This is a genomic window from Blastococcus saxobsidens (assembly GCF_010682065.1).
Taxonomy (GTDB): domain Bacteria; phylum Actinomycetota; class Actinomycetes; order Mycobacteriales; family Geodermatophilaceae; genus Blastococcus; species Blastococcus saxobsidens_B.
Genome location: NZ_JAAGWG010000069.1, coordinates 1 through 1,056, shown reverse-complemented (window position 1 = coordinate 1,056; position 1,056 = coordinate 1). Strand labels below are relative to the sequence as shown.

The 1,056-nt window shown below is 69.9% G+C and carries 1 protein-coding gene; it reads right to left on the bottom strand.

Annotated elements, in window-relative coordinates; genetic code table 11:
• Nucleotides 1-1,000, bottom strand: a 1,000-nt coding sequence (locus GCU60_RS19690; protein WP_163208341.1) for an IS481 family transposase, incomplete at its 3' end; no start/stop codon positions are given.
• Nucleotides 1,001-1,056: the final 56 nt, after the last annotated feature.

Here is a 1,056-nt window from a genome sequence, read left to right as displayed (position 1 = left end):
TGTTGCTCGTCATGACGTTGGTGACGCCGGTGTGGAGGCGTGAGGCGGGTGGTTGGTTCCCGGCAGCGGTGTGTGGTCGGTGGTAGTTGTAGTGCACCGTCCAGACGCTGATGGCCTCGGCTCGCTGGGCTTCGGAGGTCCAGGTGCGGGCGTAGAGCAGTTCCTCGGCCAGGATCCGCTGGTAGCGCTCGACCTTGCCGTTGTGCTTGGGCGTGAACGGGCGAGTGCGCTGGTGTCGGGCGGCGTCGAACAGGGATCGGGTGAACGCCGCTGCTCGGTAGCAGGAGCCGTTGTCGGTGATCACCCGGGTGATTCGGCCGATGCCGTGGGCGGCGAAGAAGGCCCGGGCGCGGGCGAAAAACCCGATGGCGGTCTTGGCGGTCTCGTTGGCCAGGGGTTCGGTGTAGGCCAGCCGGGAGAAGCCGTCGACAGCGGAGTGCAGGTAGACGTAGCCGGCCTTGGCGCCCTTGGTCTTGGCCCGGTCGACGGCGCGGTCGGCGTCGCTGCCGCGGCCGTGTGCCCGCCACCCGCCGCCGTCAGGGATGCGGCCGACCTTCTTCACATCGACGTGGATCATGTGCCCGGGGTAGCGGGCGGTGATCCGCCCCGGGGCGCGGTTGTTCTCCCCGTCGGGGTCCAGATGCCGTCGGTGGTTGATGCCCAGTCGGGTCAGCCAGCGGCCGACGGTGGTGGCGCTGATGGTGACGCCGTCGTCGACCAGCTCAGCTGCGATCAGCCGGGCGGACCACTTCTTGTCCCGCCGCAGCTCCTCGATCCGGGCCACCACCGCGCCCTCGGTCTGGGTGGGGCTGGCGTGCGGGGCGCTGGATCGGTCGAGCAGACCGGTCTCGCCGAGGGTGTCGTAGCGGTTCTTCCACTTGGACAGGCACTGCCGGGACACCCCGGCCTCGGCGGCGACGTGCGCGATCGGGCGGGTGGCGCAGCGGTCGATCAACCGCAACCTGCCGGCAGGGGTCAAGGGGGCATTAGCGTGGGACACGACGGGTCTCCGGCTCACAGGACGTGTTGTCAGCGCTTCACATCCTGCCGCCGGGG